Origin of the sequence: Paenibacillus terrigena DSM 21567 (assembly GCF_000374845.1) — a bacterium.
Taxonomy (GTDB): domain Bacteria; phylum Bacillota; class Bacilli; order Paenibacillales; family Paenibacillaceae; genus Paenibacillus_K; species Paenibacillus_K terrigena.
Map to the genome: position 1 here is coordinate 22,376 of NZ_KB895431.1, position 18,372 is coordinate 40,747.

Genomic DNA, 18,372 nt, shown 5'->3' on the forward strand with positions numbered 1-18,372 from the left:
TGGATTTCATGGAGTATTTATAGTACTGCCTTGTTTCGATATTCCTGTGGCGACATCCCTGAATGTTATCGTTTATCAGCGTTGCTGAATCCCCCTTTGTGATTATCACAGGTTTTTCTCGTATTAAGCGCAGGTTAATAGCTCCCGAGCTACAGTATAACCGGTTCCTACACATAACAAAGACGTTGGCGGTGAGATTGCGATTGAACCCGACAGGTTAAGGTAGTGTGCGATATTATTACGAATCGCTATACATTTCTCTACGCATTCTTCAACCGTTAATGGCTCCTTAAACAGCATGACCAGCTGCGATTTCTCGTCATAAAAGCAAAGATGATATTCGAGTGTTTCGTAACCGAAACCACTTCAGGCTTAGAGAGGACATTTTGAACAGCAACATGGATTGGATGAACAAGGCTAGGTTAGCTCTGGGAGGGAGCATTCTGGAACCTCCTGTTAAGATTAAAGACGGACAAACTGTTTTTTGCCTCAATTCGTTTCCAGATGTACCGATTGGCAAATCGTTAGTTCGATTGAATATGCGCAACGATACACCTTAGGCATAGTGGATAAAATGCTGCTTGACGCAGCCCATAATGCCACTGCCATTGTTCCGTTCATTTCCCCTCAAAATTCCGAGAATCTATTCTATTAAAATCAAAAGGACAACCACTTAGAGCGATTGCCTTTTGATTTCATTTTGATACCTCTACCGTGCTTTCTCTGTTGTAAGTATATTTGTCTAGTTTAATCTGTGTCGAGTACTCTTCTGGCAACGATCGCAAGGTCTACAATGTCGATCTTGCCGTCGTTGTTGACGTCTGCCACTTTGGCGATATCCCAATTTGGATCCGTATTCTTCGTGCCATAGTACCTCGCAATAATCCCCAAATCGCCTACCGTAACTTTGCCGTCTCCATTCACATCTCCTGTCTTACTAGTAATTACCGACGTTCTGAACGCATGCAGCGCTTCTCCCAATTCGATTGTGGCTTGATTGACTTGCTGCTGTGTAGCTGAGTTGTTAAGAGATACGGCTAATGCCGTGTCAATTGCCGCCTGCAGCACTGCTTTTGATCCAGCAGGATATTGGCCGATATGAACGCCTTCTGTTGCATTGTCATGTGCGCTTTGCGCATCACTGATCAATGCGTTAAGCGCAGATTTGTCGACTGCTGCTGCCAAAATTTGCACTTGATGAGCAGCGCTGTCCAGTTGTGTTTCAAGCCCGTTGCCGTTAGCGATAACTGCATTGAACGATATTGCCGACAATGCCGATGAACTAAGCGGTTTCGCCTTCCAATGCAGCTTGAGTACATCGCCGCCGGCGCTTAATGCGATTCCTTCGCCAAGACTTGCCACCAGGATTTGAATTTGACCCGGCTCTGCCTTTTGTTTCACGATGGCGACTCCGTCCGCGATAGATTCGGCAGAAACAAATTCAACTTTATCCGGATCATACGAAACTTTAACATGCTGGGCATAGACACTATCGGTCACATTGTTCAATCCATAAGTGAGATCGAACGATTCCCCGGCACGGACGTTCTCCGGCCCTCCGATCGCCGCCGCAGTTTTTTCAACCGCTTCTCCGCGTGTAAATCGAACTTCACTAAGGCCATAATATACATCACCATAAGAACCTTGGCCTGCGACTGGATCTGCCGTAAGTTTGATAAAGCGGGCTTGTGTATTAAAGACCACCGATTTACCACCTACAAGGTTGGTTGCTGGCTGATTAGGGTTGCCCGTCGCTCTAGCAAAGGTATATGGATATGCCTTTCCTTCTTTCGAACCTGACCCCCTTAGTTCAGTCCATTGATCTTCTTCGTTAACCTTGTACTCAATCTTTACGTCTTTAAAGCCCCTGTCAATATTATTTTGCTGGTTAATATTCCAAATCCACATCTCGCCTACACTGCTGACCTCTTCAAGATCGAACTCGATCCAAGCGTTCACGCCAGGGTTGATGTCTGTATGCCACATGGTTGCCGCATTACCATTATTATCATGGATATCATACAAGCTTTTCGTTCCACTCATACCGGAACTATTGATAATATTAATGGGGGGCTGCAAATTACTATAGGTACTTCCTGCTGTTACTTTTGCTACCGGCAACAGCTCTTTCTGCCCTGTGATCTGAACGGTGTATTCACCAGTTACTCTTGTTCCGTCACTAGCTGTGGCAATTACTTTTACGGTTCCATTACTACGTGCAAACAACATTCCATTCTTATCGATGATAGCATCCTTCGTTTCATTTCCAGCTTCATCGGTCACTGACCATTGCACTTTGTTCTTCGTTGCGGTTTTCGGTTCAACGTTTGCAGTCATTTGAAGGCTGCCTCCGCTAACCGTTATTTCATGTGCATTGTCCTGAGCGGAAACAACAATTTCCTCAACAGGAATGAAATCAATTAGTTCCATAGCTCGTGTAAAACGAAGTTCACTCAGTCCGTAATAGATATCTCCCCAAGAACCTACTCCAGGTTCAGGATGTGCAGTGATCCGAACATACCGCACGTCCTTTCCTTCGAAGCTAACTGGACTATTTTTATCGTTATTTAAGTTGGTGGCTTTAGAACTAGTTTTACCATTTGCTGTTGCTAACTGGAATGGATATCCGTCTACCACTACATCCTTAAACACCATACCCTTTGGAGGATTCAATTCACTCCAATGGATATCGTCAATGGAATATTCAATCTTGACATTTTTTAATCCGCGTGAAGAGTTATTCGCTTGATTTATATTCCATATCCACATTTCGTCCAGTTGATAGACCTTGCCTAGATCAATCTTTGCCCATGCCTTATTGCCTGGATTACTATCTGTATGCCAAATAGTATTACTAGCTGTATCATGAGTATCCTGAAGCGAAGTCGTTCCTGACATACCGGAATTGTTTATCAGGTTAGCCGCCTTTTGACCGCCTGACTGAGGTGCCCATTCACTACCTACAGATGCTTGATTAGGCACAATAATAGGATCGTTAGCAGTGACTGTTAAAAAGTAGAACTTGGTCTGCCCATCTTTTTTCACCTCAATCGTAATCTTGTCGCCTTCCTCTTTAATCGGGATCAAGGTTTCTTTACCATTAGCTACCTCGATTCCATTCACAGTTATAACTGCATCTGCATCATCAGTAGTCGGAGTCACCTTAACACCCTCAAAACGCCCAAAGTTATCACCCATATTCAGGGAATAGACACTAAGTGCAGAGTCAAATTTAGGCGACAAGGTTCCCATAGATACTTCTAAATCAGACAATGTCACACCATTCGTAAATGCATTTGTTTTAACCGCATTGCTTTCCGCCACATTGCCGCTTGTGTCTACTGCCTTGACTGTATAGGTATATTCGACTCCAGGTTTAGCTGTTCTATCACGGTATGAGCAAACATAGTTGTCATACATTCCACCCAGCTTCACTCCATCACGATATACCTCATAATAATCGACCATGACATTGTCATGAACTGGTGTCCAGAATAAATCGATTTGATTTGTTCCCCGTGGTTGTGCAACTAAATTAGGTGTTCCAGGTACGGTAGTATCTACAATATCACCCGCATGAGGGGATACTGCTGCAGACGGTTTACCATTCGCTCCCGCTGCTGCTGCACGAACTTTATAATAGTAACTATCCTTTAATCCAACAGTAACTTGCGTGTCAAACCAAACGGTATCACGGGTGGTCTCTAGATAATTTCCGCGGCCGGCTGTAAAGTCTTGTTTGGTATCACGGAATATTTCATAATACAGGGCTCTATCAACTGCATCCCAGCTAAGCTGTGTTCCCGCTGCGTTCGTATTTAAATCCGAAGCATAAACTTCCAAACCTATTAGACCTACATTTAAGGTGGATGGAGTACCTTTAATATCAATTTTTAGAGAAGTAATTGTCTTTTCCTCAGGTAAAACAATCACTTTCGGCTTTCCGTTAGGTGGTATATCGGTAATCTCAACAGTACTATTATCACTAAAAGTAATAATTGCAGATGAAATATCATCAGTTGAGTTAGGTCTATCTGCAACGAGAATCTTTTTAACAGTTACCGGAGAACTCCAAGTCAGCTGGTACCAAGCTTCTTTTTGTCCTTTAGATGCCCATTCTAGACCATTTCCAATATCTTTTGCATTTTCTGCAGCATATTGAGCACTATACTCACTTGAGGCCATTGCTATTGCATTCTTCGATAAATTGATTGCCTTTATCGAATTTGAAACAGCATTGAGATTTGTCACTGCCTCTGGAGCCGATCCATAACGCACACGGAAGGTTTTGATGCCATAAGCAGGAATATCGAATGTAAATGTGCTCGAATTCGACACTTCAGACAAATCATTCTCAACTATATCCGTTTCAGTTACAGTAGCATTGTCAAATGGTAATGTTACTGTAACTTTATTTGTTGCTTTTCCTGTAATCTCATGGAAACGAACGATCATGCCGTCCGAATTTGCTTCCGATGCCTTCATCGTTGTCAGTTGGATGTTATCCTTGTTAACCTTAATAATGCTGTCTGATACTGGTCCCGATGCCCCTTGCTGCCCCGTTATTACAGTCGCTTGAAGCGGAGTGCTAATTTCCCAACCAAAACGAGCCGACTCGCCTACTCCAACGTCTGTATTCGTGGATATGCAGTACTTGAAATTCACATAACCTGGTTGATCTCCCTGGAAGTTTGTCTGCCACATATTATTCATAATGTAACTGTAAATATAAGGCTTTTCGGATTTATAGTCGAACGACCAGTTTCCGGTTCTTCTTTCACCGAACTGCAGTAGCGCAGAGTTTGGAAGCGCTAATGTCATATTGTAGTTATTGCTCTTATCCTTCACATTGACCCATTTATTAGCCGTGTACCAATCATGTGAGGTGCCATAGACCTGATCGCCTTCTATCGTATTGCCAATTGGCAGATCATAGCGGATCTCGTAATTGCTGCCTGATGTTTTGAACGGAAAAGTATAGAAAGCTTCTTCTTTCGCCTGCAAATTAGGAAGAGGTTCCTTGACAATTTCGTTCAAGATATCAATTCTAGGAATGTCGTTGTATAGTGTAACCTTCTGCTTAATACTGTTGGTACGGAAAGTAGCCGTGTTCATGCTTGCAGCCGCGCTATAACCGTTAGCTTGTACGTCCAACTTTGATGGATTACCAGGCACATACAGTTTCCATTTGCTTTGGTCAAAACTTGCACCCATATTGCTAAATGGGATTCCAAAATCATCATAGTACTGGTATTGGTTGAACTTTACCGGAGCCTGAGCGTCCACAATTTCCTGGTTGCCGTTTTGCTTGTCCACAATGCTGGAAATAGTGCCATCTGGTGCAAATGTAACCTTATAATAATCATTTTCAATGAAGTTATCCCCCGTAATGACTTGTGGGGTATAGGATTGAACTGCTTGTGTCTCCTCAATGGTATAAGTCTTGTAGCCTAGTGCAGGAACATCCTTAGCAACAAAAGTCAAGACGCCATCCTTGATCGTATAAGGCACCGATTTGCTGCCATCCTTGATCACAAAATACGCTGGTAGATCACTGAGATCGGAAATCGCAACAACATCATTTCGCACCCAGTTTAGCTGATTGTACACATAGATGCCCTTACCTGTTGTGCCAACTCGTGAAGCGAGCTGTTTTAAGGAATTATCCAGCACCTTTCGTGCCAATAATTTAGCACCAAATGCGTTGCTGCGCTTCCACTCAAACTGGTTATGATAATCTGCACTGCCATAACCTGCTGCCCCCCAAGTATGCTCATCATAGATGTGATTCCGTTCTAATGCTTGAAACAGGTCGTCGTAAGGATACTCGCTACCCGTCAATGTGGAAGCAAAGGAAGCCATTGTCTCTGCAACAGGAATCAAGCTGCCTGCTTCCTTGTTTGTTCCAGACTCGTAGGCGGTGGTGCCCCAGCCGTCGTTCCACCAATTCTCCTCCGTACCCGTTTCCACAGGAATCATGTCCTTGTATTCTGCTTCTACATCCTCAAAGAATTCCTCTGCAAAAGCCGATTTTACTCTAGGATATGCATAACCGGCATCTTTCCACTGCTTGTTTAAATCGTTTGCAACTTTTATTTGGGAATCCGATGGTTGCCTATTATCACCAAACGGAACAAGCGGCATAGGAAATTTATCATATGGATAGGCGTTTCTTCCGACTCGGCTTTCCAAATCTCCAATAATGGACATGATGCTATTTTGGGCACTTGCCACACTACCTGCATCACTGCCATGAGTACCGCCAAAACCGTAGTTCTCAGCATAAGACTTGCCATTAAATATCAGCATCTTATTATTGGGATCCATTCCTTCCAAATAGAAAAGGTCATACTGCCTTTTCTTATAGTAAGGGGAACGGTCTCCATTCATGGAATGGATGCCGTATTTGATGCCAGCTTGTACAGCGGCATCCACGTAACCCTTGCTAAATGAAGGGTTGTCAAACATCCGCTGCGTTGTACTAGGGTCTACTCCCAATTTGTCCACCATATGGCGGTTGGTGTAATACGGCGCTCTCGCTGCTTCCTCGGTACTGAAATTTTCCGTCGTATAATTAAACTGTCCAGCACCAATGGTCATTCTTCCTACATCAATGAAGTCTTTTATTTCCTGAATCTGGTCCGCGTTCCTATTCTTCGAATATGCCTCGCCCATCATATAGCTGGACTCAACTGCGTATTTATATTTCTCTATATCAGTTCCTCGCTTATCCGACTCCTTCACATACTGTATTGCCATATCTAAATAACTGGAATATGCTTTTTTCAGATCCTCCTGATAGAGTGTATAACCCAGATCAGTATGCATTTGTTGAGATAGATAAAACTCCCAATGGCGCGTTCTTGCCCATTCGTCGGTCTGATACACGGCTTTAGCCGAACCGCTGCACTGCTCGTTGTCACACAGTTCAAGCTTCAAAGTAGTGGTTTCACCAGGTTTCAGCATGGCATGGGTATCCGATACCGGAACCATAACATCACTAGTTCCAGCAGCTATTTTTCCAATGGCGACTGTGTACGGTTGATTTGTACCGATCGTCACCTTTGCCCAGCCTGAAAATGCTGTGCTGCCGTTTGAAACTGAAACCATCGTCTCTTGTTTCCCATCTGTCCTTACCATTGACGTTTGCTTTACTTTACTAATAGTCACATCGCCTACTGCTGCACTAACCTTTGTTAACGGTGTAAAAAATGAAATCACCATGCATAGACAAAGTACCAAACTTAAAGCTTTTTGTACTTTAAATAATTTCATTTCACTCCCACTTTCTTTGAAATTTGTTGTTAATTAGTTTCCCCCGTAAAAGTCGGGGAGTAAATGTCAAAACAAAAGTAATACACAACGTACGTACGCTGCCGGCCGAATTGGCGTCGATGAATTGCTGAATGACGAACGAATCTTGAACGGGGGAACCGCAGGGAACACGTCCACTGCACCCCGTCGCTCGCCGCGAAGTAGGCCTAGCAATGACTTGCTGGGCAGCCAATTACCGTCGGAGGTAGGAACCGCCTATCAAGGCAAAAGAGCATGCCTTGACAGGCTCAAATTACAGCAGCGATGTTTATGAAAACTGAGGTAATAACGTGATTAAAAAAACGCTTACATATACCGGAATAAAGTGCAAAATCACAATCTTCCTTAACGAACGTACCATCTAGGGAACGAGTATCTTGTTCAGGATGTCGGCTGGCCTAAAGCGATCGGATCACGAGAAACAAATATGGTTCCAAAATTTGTTAGCGCTATCGTGCCGCTGGCGAGGCGAAGATCAGTCTCCTCAAGCGAAAGTGCGGTTTGTCCCGCAGCAGATAAATTAGCCTTGCTGGCTCTAAAAGTTGGGTCGGTTTCGGAATTCTGACCCACAACCTGCAAAGAGCGGCCAAAATACTCAAAACAGAAGTGAAATAAGGAAGTAAATGGAAATTATGGAGTTCTGAGGAAAACGCAGAAGATGGATTGTTTCATTGTCATGTTTTATTCAACGCTACTGATTTCAACCTAAATTTCGAAAGCCCCTAATGATGAGGTTGGTATCTGAGGAAAGCGGTACCTAGCCTGTTAATAAGTGGATAGGATTCCAATGTAATTGACTCTGACTATCCACATGTGGATAATCGCTCCCCCACTCAATAGGCACGGTGATCTCCCATGTAATTTTGTTGCTTTTTTTCATTATTCGTTGGCCTTGAAATCGCTTGTCGCGATTCGGTCGATAGAGACAGCAACGCTGGTTGTAGAAGCGACACAAATCAATCGGCTCCCACTCCAGATTCGTCACGATCGCTTCGTATTGCCAGCCCGTGTCAATCACAATACGGCCCTGACCGTCTTCGAATACTTGCGCTTTATGCTTACCGACATAGCCAATTTCTTTGCTTTCCCATAGGCTGTAGAAATCCTCTCCGCCGAAGCCATTATCAAATCGTGCGTGCTCCAGTTCGAGAATAAGTTCAGACGGCTAGCACAGCCGAATAATATCCTGATTCAGCATCCGTTAGTTCAGTTGGCACTGCAGGCAGAACCGACCAAGCCAGACGAGCTCCTTATATAGCAAGATGTGATTCGGACAGCGGTCACCCAGAAAGCGGTTCAGCAACGCGTCGTGCTGCAACTTGCGGAAACGGAAGATCCGTTCGCAACCGAGCATCCAGCCGACGATGAGATAAAGCAATATACGATGAATGTGGAAAACCGAGTTGCGCGCCTTGCCTCCGGAGAGATTGTCCATCGCCTCGGAAAGCGTGATTTTTTCGAGATAAGCCCGAAAGATTTTTTCGGTCTTGATTTTGCTGACGAGTGTGGTAGACTTCACCCAAAAGGTGCTCCTCTCTTTGGGTGATGTGTTGTCGACAAACACTATTCCCCAAAAAATTCGGAGCTCTTTCACGTTTACAGAGATTGGCACTTTCGAAATTTAGGTTTAACTAAATTATGAACTTACTCTATATTCGTTTACATAGAAAAAATATTGATTTCTTGTAGAATATATAGTGTTACTGCCAACGCAAAATATCCGCCAGGGCGGTCGTAAGTTGTCCTTCTGGTGACGGAAACTTGTGTTTGTCGTAACCTTTATACGGCCGGTAATGCTGTCCAGTTCCACACCAAACAGCCACGAGTTTTGGAACGACTCCGGCACCAGACCGAAGAAATTGCCGCTGCGAAAGCCCATCGTTTCCAGACAGTTGTACATCGCCTTGTTGACGGTCGGAGTACTTCCAGCGAGAAGACGCATTCGGATCTACTGTAACCGAACCTTTTCAACGAGGCGGATGTACTGGCCACCCCAATTTCCTCGTATCATAATCTATGGATTTCATGGAGTATTTATAGTTGCGACTTGTTGCGATAATCCTGTGGCGACATCCCCGTATAGCGTTTAAAAATATTAGAAAAATAGCCTGCATCGGAATAGCCTACTTGATCAGCCACCTGGTATGTTTTCAGATCCGTCCTTTGCAACAATTTTTTGGCTTCCTCCATGCGAACTTCTGTCAAATATTCGATGACACTCTTTCCAGTCTTCCTTTTAAACAATACGCTGAAGTAGGCGGCGGTCATTTTTACTTCCTCAGCGATTGAGGACAGGTTCAAATTGCTATTGAAATTCTTTCGAATGAATTTCAATGATTGTTCGATGGTACGATTTTGTAACGTTCCGAATTGCCCTTTGTATTCCAATCTCTCGATCAATTGCAGAAGCGGAGCCAACTGCTCATTGAGCGTATCAGCTAGTTCAATCCGTTCGTGCCAAGTTGGATCTGCATATAGGGCTTTCGCTGATGGCTCCGTTGCGTTAATTGACAGGGAGCGATACAACGCGATTAAGGCAATTCGTAGTTCCTTCGAAATAATTTCAATAGCCTTTGGTGTATAAGCCGACGTTTTTACCGACTGAATCCAATTTTCTAACTTTTGGCCGAGTGTTTGCGGTTCGTCGATCTTAAAGAGCTCGAGTAGTTGATCCAAATGATACTGAGTGTTATCGTTTATCAGCGTTGCTGAATCCCCCTCTGTGATTATCACAGGTTTTTCTCGTATTAAGCGCAGGGTTAATAGCTCCCGAGCTACAGTATAACCGGTTCCTACGGATAACAAAGACGTAGGCGGCGAGATTGCGATTGAACCCGACAGGTTAAGGTAGTATGCGATATTATTACGAATCGCTATACATTTCTCTACGCATTCTTCAACCGTTAATGGCTCCTTAAACAGCATGACCAGCTTCGATTTCTCATCATAAAAGCAAAGATGATGTTCAAGTGTCTCGACTGCAATATTCCAAGCTGCATATTGGAGCAACTGCCACTCCGCTAACGTATATTTCTGACGAAGCTCATGCTGTTTCTCGAACTTGAGTATATTAACAACATAATGTTCTGAATCCATATCCAGACCGATTCGCCTAGATTGCTCTCGGATGTTCATCGTATGCTGGAAACCCTTTTGTACCATAATGCTCCGCAAGAAGTCAGTTCGAATCAGCAACTGATTTCGTTTGATGATTTCGTTTTTTTCGGTTTCTTCCTGTAGCTTTATCTTTTCCAGTGTATATTCCTTGTAAATCAATAATAGAAGCTCCCGCAATTCCGAATAGCTCGGTGGCTTAACCAAATAATCTATGCAACCAAGCTTGAGGGCTCGTTTCGCAAAATCAAAATCATCATATCCGCTTAAAATGACCGACTTCACCTTAGGAAATCGGGTAGAAACGATCTTAACCAATTCGAGACCATCAACTCTAGGCATACGGATATCGGTCAAAATGACATGCGGTTCAATGTCTGCCAATAGCTCTAGTGCTTGTACCCCGTCACTTGCCATACCAACCACAGTAAATGGAAGGTCCATACGCTCGATCATTGCCTTAATTCCATGACGCAATAGTTCCTCATCATCCACGATCATGACGTTCATCAATATGGACTCTCGGCAGCTCGATGATGTATCTTGTTCCACGTTCCACCTGGCTTTCAACGTCAAATCGGATCGGTCCATCCCCATATGCGAGTCGAATTCTTTCATAAACATTAAGGACCCCCATCCCTTTAATTGTTGTGGTTTCATTCGATTGCAAACCAGATATCGCCTTCTTTAAAGTTATCAATTGATCTTCATTCATCCCGATCCCTGAATCCTCTATAACAATATGGAGCGTCTCCTTCATTAAGTCTTCTTTTGCCGAGATTCGGATTCGTATCATGCCTTCTTGTCCGTCGGGCACGATACCATGCAATATGGCATTCTCAACGATTGGCTGCATAAGGAGCTTAATCATCGACCAATCCTCCACCCTTTCATCTACCAGAAGCTCTAATGTCACCCTAGGGTATCTATACCGCATAACTTGCACATATAGTCGAATATGTTCACATTCCCGTCTAACATCCACCCATTCTTTTTCCTGACCGATCGCATAACGAAGAAGTTTACCTAGCTGTGATGCCATACTTGAAATACGGTAGTTTCCATCTATCTCTGCCTGCATAACAATCGTACTTAACGTATTGTACAAGAAATGTGGATTGATTTGAGCCTGCAGTGCAGAGATTTCAGAACGTTTACGCCGCTGCTCTGTGACCGTCACCTCGGCGATCAGATCTTGAATGTGCTTAATCATATTTCTAAAGCTGGTTGTAATGATAGCAATCTCATCCTTACGATTCGTTTCTGCAACTTCAATTTGAAATTGATTTTTCGATGCAATCTGCATCTTTCTACTGAGCTGCATGAGTGGACGCGACATCTGGAAGCTTAACCAAACAATGACCAACAAAGCTCCCACGAAAAAAAAAGTATTGACCAGCAGGATAATCTTCTGAATTCGATTCACTTTTAAAAAGAGTTGGTTGACAGGCATGGCACCGACCAATGTCCATCCAGATACATCCGATTTGTAGCTGCTGTTAAATTGATCCTTCCCGATACAATCCGTCAACTTTTTGTTATTACACTTCTGCCTGGTATCGTACAACACACTTCCGTTCTCACCCACCAGTAGTAAATTACCATCCCGCTGTTGAACCTCATGACTAGTTGCCGCAAGGAAGTCGAGTATAAAAACCACGCGAATCATTCCGACTGCATGAAATGTATGGGGTTTGTACAACTGCCTGGATATAGAAAAAACAGTTTGTCCGTCTTTGATCTTAACAGGAGGTTCCAGAACGCTCCCTCCCTGAGCTAACCTAGCCTTGTTCATCCAATCCATGTTGCTGTTCAAAATGTCCTCTCCAAGCCTGAAGCGGTTTTGGTTATTATCAAATAACTCAACAGTAAGCAGACTTTTGCGATTGGTCGCCCAGATCATCGAAAGAAGTCCATTAATTTGCGCTATCTCGTCAAATGTGTATCCGAGTAAACCAATCTTGTTGTCTCGATGGGTCTCCAAGATGTTCATGAGTGTATAGTCATATGCGGGGTTTATCGTAATTCCGTCCATTAACTTTGTATAGCTATCCATTGTTTCTCCAGTAGTTACGGTCATTCCTTGCAGCCAAGACGCTGCATCGGATTGCATCTCCTGCTTGATGAAGAAAAAGGTTGCTAAATTGATGAATATTGTCGGTATCAAAATTGTAACCGTGATAATCAGTGTCAACCGATTCGGAAATGAAATGAACACGAATAACCCCTCCGGAACGAAACAACCAGGAAATCGCGGATACGGTTCCCTGGCTCATCATTATTAATTATGTTCAGACCAATATTTATAAGTTTTTTTCAAATCAACCTTTGAATCAACCAATAAAATGCTAGTATAAAAATAAGGCAAGACGTTGAAATCATCATTTTACGATACCAAGAGAACCTCCGCAGCCATATCAAGAGGGGCAGTAATAAGCATAGGACCATTAACTGGCCCGTTTCCACACCTAAATTAAACGATAGAAGTGTGCCAACCAGATTGCGCTTTGGAAGCCCCGTTTCAGCCAATGCCCCGGCGAAGCCCATACCGTGAATCAGGCCGAATAAAGCTGTCAATATCCACCGCCATTTCGCCTTTTGAACAAACAGATTTTCCACTGCCACATAACAGATTGACAGCGCAATCGAGGCTTCGACCCAATACGAGATGACGTGAATGCGGTCCGACGCCACCAAGAAAAGTGTAATGCTATGGGCTATCGTAAAAGCGGTTACAATTTTCAACGCTTCATTGAATCGGGATACGATTAATACCAACGATAATAGAAACAGCAAATGATCGTAACCTGTCAAAATGTGATGGATTCCAAGAACGAAATAATTCCAGAGTAGGAAGCCTACATTGGACCTGGGAAGGTCAAGTTGAATGTCTCTTGTGTCTTCCGCAAGAATACCTTGATGGGAAAATTCCCCTGAATTGACCAAGAGCATACTCGTATGATCAGGCGCAATGTCATCAAACAAAAAATTGTAATGAAGATTAAATTGATCGATCTCTTCATCTGCGGTAAATCGCAATTGAAAAACTACGCCTTTCGCAGAATTCTTATCCGATACAGCCGTAGAAAGCAATTCTATTTTCAAAGGTCCCCGGTCTGTGTCGATGCGAAGTCTTTCGCGTATATAAGCTTCGATTTGATCTTTTTGCGAGGCCAGTTCTTCGTTCTCAAAAATGAAATCCTTATTGATGTCAAATTGGTACAAATCGACCTCTTCTAAAAACAATTCATAGAGAATCTCGTTCCCTTTCACGTTTAAGGTCGAGTAGCCGACACTTTTATAATGAGCAAATGAGGTAGAAGAGTTATATAAAAGTAATATAATCGTACCTATTAATATGATATAACGGCGGATCATTCCCGGTACCCCTTCTCATTAATGGATTGCTTACTTGATTGCCTGCCATGTCGCTGGATGTAATCGCAAGGTTACGCAGTACTAATAAAGCCGCAGCAGTTAATAACTGCGGCTTTATTGTCTATTGCCTTGTAAAACTTTATTTTACATTATCTAACATAGCTAAAATTAAAGTGACTGCTTCAGCTCTGGTTGAAAAAGCATTAGGATTAAATTTGCCATTCCCATCCCCTTTAATTAAGCCTGCTTCTGCAGCTGTTGCTACATACGGTCTTGCCCATGCTGGAATTTGATCTGCATCATCAAACATTAGTGTTGCATTTGGATTTACTTCAAGCCCCAGTGCACGAACAATCATTACTACTAATTCAGTTCTTGATATTTTATTATTTGAACGGAACGTACCATCTTTATATCCCACAATGAATCCAGCTTTAGCAATTGATTGAATGAATGGCCGTACCCATGCCGGAGTTTGATCTTTATCAGCAAAACTATATTCAGTTTCACCAGGATCCAATTTCAGTGCTTTAGCTAACATCGTTGCAACCTCGCCACGTGTAACAGAACGATTCGGACTGAAAGTCCCATCTTCATATCCACTTACAAACCCAAGCTCTACAGACTTTTCAATGGAAGCCCTAGCCAAATGATTCGCTATATCTGTTAGTTCTACTTTTGGAATCCTAGGCTTAGTAGGATTCACTGGATCAGTTGGTTCAGTTGGCATAGGCGTTGGTGTAGGCGTTGGTGTAGATGTGGTTTCACCGCCTCCATTATTACTCCCATCGCCACCGAAGCCAATATAGGTGAATGTGGCTGTAATAGTTGTTTCATTTGCCGGCATGGTATAGGTTGTACTAGCTTCTTTAGCATTGGCGAAAGTTCCACCATCAGTAGATAACCATCCCTTGAAGCTGTATCCCGAATTGGATTTGGCTGCAATGGTTATCACTGATCCTTCTTCATAGGTGCCGCTTCTTCCAGTAGTAATTCGTCCGCCTGTTCCTGCCGTAATAGTCAGAGAATAAGTATTTCCAGTATCTCCTGGTTCAGGAAATAAGTTTAGCACTAAATCAATTGTTGTTGGTTCAGCTTTTATTACAGCAGCGATGTTTATGAAAACTGCGGTTATAATGTGATCAAAAAAGCGCTCACATGTACCGGAATAATATGCAACATCACAATGTTCCTTAACGAAAGTATCATCTAGGGTACGAGTCGCTTATTCAGGAAGTCGGCGATATCATCACGTGGCTCATCATTATTAATTATGTTCAGACCAATATTTATCAGCTTTTTTCTGTATATTTTCAAGCACTGTCATATATTGATCCGGATTCAGCATAAAGCGTACAAATTCACTTGATGCATACTCCGAAAGTTCGGAGGGAGTCGCTTCCCAAAAACGTGTAATCGACTTATAGCCGCCTTGGTTAATCGTATCAGACAATTCTTTAATGACAGAATCTTTAGATTCAATGTCTTTACGGATCGGAACACCTCCGTACAAGGAGAGCACTTTCTCATTTGCTTCTTTCTTGGTTAATGCTACAAGTGCTTTAATCGCATTATCTTTGTTCTTCGAATTTTGCGAGACGAGGAACGGAGTCACCTCTGAAATCACATTATTACCCGCTTCAGGTTTAATCGCTGGAAGTACGAAAGTACCCAAGTCTTCACCTGGTTTCATCCCGGCATTTTTGAAATAATCGGAATACCATGTACCCATCATGTACATCGCGAACTGTCCTTTAGCCATCGCTGGGGCAATTTCTTTATTCCAATCCATCGGTTTAGCGAAATATCCTTTGTCGTATAGCGACTTCCATGTTTTCATGACTTCGACGACGCCTGGATCTGTGTACTTCGCTTGTCCAACTACCAATTTGTTATAAAGATCCGGATTGGAGTGAATCATCATTTCCTCAAACCAGATAAATCCGTTCCATACATCTGTAACTGTTGTACCAATTGGCGTAATGCCTTTCGCTTTCAATGAATCGGAAACGGCAAGGAATTCGTCCCATGTTCTCGGTGCCTTTAACCCATTATCATTAAACAATTTTTTGTTATAAAACATGACCCAATAATGTACACCCGCTGGAATCCCATAAGTCTTGCCGTCAAAGGTCAATGTATTGGCCATGGAAGGGTCCACGCCGTCCTTCTCCATTTCCTTCCATTGCTCGGTCATATCTGCAAGGTATCCTGCATCAACAAGTTCCTTCATCTGAAATCCATTCCACCATTTAAATACGTCCGCCGCATCATTTGTTGTAAACCCTACCCTAACTGCCGTCTGGAAGGAAGTAGGCTCGTTGTAGGGAACCCCTATCATTTCTGTCTGAGAGTTTTTCAACGTAATCGGATTAATATCCTTCAGATAGTCCGTCCAAGCTGCGTTATCGTAGAAAAACTTTGCTTGGACAGATTCTTGGGTTTTAGGCTCGTTAGAGCTATTCGCTGCATCCGACGGATTAGTAGCCGAACCTTCATTATTACCTCCACCGCAAGCAGTCATTCCCACCAATAATGTAGTCACCAACAATAAAGACCCAATCTTTTTCATAGTAAACCTCCCTCGTTTAATAACGTTAAACGTACTACTTAATACCGTTTACCGTACTATTATTATAAAAAGGGGAATGATAGTGTCCTATAGAGGATTTATGAAAATCTTGTAGTATTTATAGAACTCCTCTGTTATCTATTCTTACTCTGATGATAATCATCAATGAGGGGGAGAAAATGATCCATTCCAAGCGATGCGATGATCAAGCGAATTTGTCCCAGCGCCTGTGCAGGTTGTGTATAGACCGTCATCGACGGAAGCGATATTCTCGTCCGCCGTCGTAAAGTGTCAGCACCTCAATGAACTGTTTAGGACTCGCACCCCTATTGAGCAGAGTAAGTTATTTATGGTATTCATTAAGCAGTCGATCTAATTCTATCGATAAATTCAAAATCTCTTCTGAACGAAGATCAAAACCATCGCCGGGATTTGATCGGCATCGGAGAACGTGGATGCAGACGAAGCGTTTACGTCTAATTTCATGACCCGAACTGCCATTGCTGTCATTTCAGACCGGTTTATCCGATAATCCGAACGAAACGTATTGTCTTCATATCCCTCCACAACGCCTGTCGCTACGGCTGCCGCTATGGCCGGCTTTGCCCATTCTGGGATACTATCTGCGTCCGCAAATCCTATTTTCGTAGTGCTGCCATTAGACAATTGCTCTCTTCTCCATATAGCCCAGACCAACCGGTAGGCACTTTACCGTTGAAATAAAAATTGCTTGCATCCCCCGTTATTACCCATCAGCAGGGTTTTAACATGTGATCAGAAAATTTTATCAGCAGGAAGCTGTTAAACTAAGAGCGAAGTGCTCCAACATATCAGCAAACTTCTCTTATACAGTCGCATTTCGCGGGAACAAAATAAACCATGAATTCGGCATGCAAGTCACTCAATTGTCCTAAAATAATAGTTTATTTATTTATTTCGTCCTTTAACGGAAATGGTGATAGTAGAGGATGGCATTACTGCCATCCTCCAGAGGTCCCTTCACAAATACTATTTAATGTTGAGTATTTTCCTTGCCACCATCGATAAGTCGACAATGTCAATGATTCCGTCGCCATTAAGATCCGTGATCTTGATCGTATCCCAGTTCGGATCGACAGCAGTTTTACCGTAATATCTCGCCACAATAGCCAAGTCACCAATGGAAACAGTGCTGTCGCCGTTGATATCTTCCATCATTCGCGAAATGACCGAGTCCTTGAACGCTTGCAGCGCCGCACTCAGTTCAACATATGCCTGATTGATTTCCTCCGCTGAAGCTTCCGCGTTGTTTGCTACCGCTTTAGCCTTGTTGATCGCGGCCTGCAAGACGGCTTTGGATCCGACAGGATATTGATTCGGCTTCGTGCCTTCCACTGCGCTGTCATGCACAAGCTGCGCTGTACTAATCAAGGCGTTCAATTCTTCCTTCTTCGTCGCAACGATCTGAATGCTGTGAGATACGTCTTGCAAGTGAATTTCCGCACCATCGCCATCCGCCATTACGCCATTCCCCTCGCCCAAGCCTGCCACAAGCAGACGAACTTGCCCCGCTTGATCAACATGCTTCTGGACGATCTTCGTTACGTCTTTCAGCGAATCTGCCGATACAAGTTCCACCTTCGTCGGATCGTACTTGAGCGTCAGATCTATTGCGTAATTCGTGGAGTTCACATGCTGCGATCCGTAAATTAAGTTAAATGAGGCGCTGGCATCGGTCTTATCACTACCTGTTATTACCGTATTCAGCGATGCCGCGGCCGCATTGACAGTAACATTGATCCTAGTAGTCAATGCTATGCTGTTCGGATTGGCTACTCCTAAAGGTAAGGTCACCGTTCCATTTACAGTAAAGGTCTGTGCAATCGTCAAGGCAGGATCATAGCTTGAAGCGTTTACATCCCATGTTACATTTGCACCCCAGATTTTATACTGACTTAATGGTACCACATATTGGAACTATCCTGCCCGTTAGTTTAACGCCGGGTTGGCTCAAG

Annotated in this window: 10 protein-coding genes and 2 pseudogenes; 2 read left to right on the forward strand and 10 right to left on the reverse strand. The window is 43.3% G+C overall.

From position 1 onward, the window contains the following. Nucleotides 1–747: 747 nt before the first annotated feature. Nucleotides 748–7,275, reverse strand: coding sequence for a DUF7402 domain-containing protein (locus C558_RS0127925; RefSeq protein ID WP_018759597.1), 6,528 nt, complete (start codon nucleotides 7,273–7,275; stop codon nucleotides 748–750). A 440-nt stretch (nucleotides 7,276–7,715) separates the two neighbouring features. Between C558_RS0127925 and C558_RS33460 the strand changes: the two are divergent. After that, nucleotides 7,716–7,929: pseudogene (locus C558_RS33460) on the forward strand (ISNCY family transposase); the annotation flags it as partial. 267 nt (nucleotides 7,930–8,196) lie between these two features. Here the strand turns inward: C558_RS33460 and C558_RS35250 are convergent. Beyond that, nucleotides 8,197–8,833 (reverse strand): annotated as a pseudogene (locus C558_RS35250) (IS1380 family transposase); the annotation flags it as partial. A gap of 309 nt (nucleotides 8,834–9,142) precedes the next feature. Here C558_RS35250 and C558_RS35055 point away from each other — a divergent pair. Then, the gene (locus C558_RS35055) at nucleotides 9,143–9,271 is read left to right on the forward strand and encodes a hypothetical protein (RefSeq protein ID WP_281167153.1); all 129 of its coding nucleotides are present in this window, start codon (nucleotides 9,143–9,145) and stop codon (nucleotides 9,269–9,271) included. 77 nt (nucleotides 9,272–9,348) lie between these two features. On the opposite strand, the gene C558_RS0127940 is transcribed toward C558_RS35055, so the two are convergent. The 8 genes from C558_RS0127940 to C558_RS0127970 all read right to left on the reverse strand — a co-directional run bounded on the left by C558_RS0127940 (nucleotide 9,349) and on the right by C558_RS0127970 (nucleotide 18,325). After that, a complete protein-coding gene (locus C558_RS0127940; RefSeq protein WP_211220810.1) occupies nucleotides 9,349–10,998 on the reverse strand; it encodes a response regulator transcription factor in 1,650 nt (549 codons plus the stop codon). Beyond that, nucleotides 10,916–12,646, reverse strand: coding sequence for a sensor histidine kinase (locus C558_RS0127945; protein ID WP_018759601.1), 1,731 nt, complete (start codon nucleotides 12,644–12,646; stop codon nucleotides 10,916–10,918). The genes C558_RS0127940 and C558_RS0127945 overlap by 83 nt, the downstream gene beginning before the upstream one ends. Nucleotides 12,647–12,744: 98 nt before the next feature. Further along, a complete protein-coding gene (locus C558_RS0127950) occupies nucleotides 12,745–13,674 on the reverse strand; it encodes a HupE/UreJ family protein (protein WP_245583893.1) in 930 nt (309 codons plus the stop codon). Nucleotides 13,675–13,945: 271 nt separating this feature from the next. After that, nucleotides 13,946–14,878, reverse strand: coding sequence for an S-layer homology domain-containing protein (locus tag C558_RS32910; protein ID WP_245583894.1), 933 nt, complete (start codon nucleotides 14,876–14,878; stop codon nucleotides 13,946–13,948). 195 nt (nucleotides 14,879–15,073) lie between these two features. Then, nucleotides 15,074–16,378, reverse strand: coding sequence for an ABC transporter substrate-binding protein (locus C558_RS0127960; protein WP_018759604.1), 1,305 nt, complete (start codon nucleotides 16,376–16,378; stop codon nucleotides 15,074–15,076). A 343-nt stretch (nucleotides 16,379–16,721) separates the two neighbouring features. Next, the gene (locus C558_RS35255; RefSeq protein ID WP_425413963.1) at nucleotides 16,722–16,772 is read right to left on the reverse strand and encodes a hypothetical protein; all 51 of its coding nucleotides are present in this window, start codon (nucleotides 16,770–16,772) and stop codon (nucleotides 16,722–16,724) included. Further along, nucleotides 16,769–17,044 carry an S-layer homology domain-containing protein gene (locus C558_RS0127965; RefSeq protein ID WP_018759605.1) on the reverse strand — a complete coding sequence of 92 codons (276 nt, stop codon included), beginning with the start codon at nucleotides 17,042–17,044 and terminating at the stop codon, nucleotides 16,769–16,771. Before C558_RS0127965 ends, C558_RS35255 begins: the two co-directional genes overlap by 4 nt. Nucleotides 17,045–17,386: 342 nt before the next feature. Beyond that, entirely contained in the window at nucleotides 17,387–18,325 is a 939-nt protein-coding gene (locus tag C558_RS0127970; protein ID WP_018759606.1) for a dockerin type I domain-containing protein, read from the reverse strand. Between the last annotated feature and the right edge of the window lie 47 nt (nucleotides 18,326–18,372).

Bases quoted from the DNA above. Each gene is read 5' to 3' on its own strand.
- C558_RS0127960 (WP_018759604.1), bottom strand. From the start codon at position 16,378: ATGAAAAAGATTGGGTCTTTATTGTTGGTGACTACATTATTGGTGGGA.
- C558_RS0127925 (WP_018759597.1), bottom strand. From the start codon at position 7,275: ATGAAATTATTTAAAGTACAAAAAGCTTTAAGTTTGGTACTTTGTCTA.